1 protein-coding gene is annotated in these 298 nt (G+C 64.8%); it reads left to right on the forward strand.

Annotated elements, in window-relative coordinates; translation table 11 throughout:
- Nucleotides 1–298, forward strand: a 298-nt coding sequence (locus tag ABQE44_RS25850) for a DUF222 domain-containing protein (RefSeq protein ID WP_448432673.1), incomplete at both ends; no start/stop codon positions are given.

A 298-nucleotide genomic window follows, 5' to 3' on the forward strand; every position in this document is an offset into this window, starting at 1 on the left:
ATCAGGCACACCGACCCAAGCCCAGATCGACAACGACCACCGCACCTTGACCCAGCGCCAGCACGATGCGCTGGTCGCCGTCGGACGCATCGCGTTGATGAGTGGCGAACTCGGCCAGCTCAACGGACTGCCGGTGTCGATCATCATCCGAACCACCCTGCAGGACTTGGAATCTCGCGCCGGGGTCGGCACCACCGGCGGCGGCACCGTCATGCCGATCACCGATGTGATCCGGCTGGCCGGTCACGCCAACCACTACCTGGCGGTATTCGACAAAGCGACCGGATCAGCGATGGAC

This window comes from Mycolicibacterium sp. XJ2546, assembly GCF_053483195.1.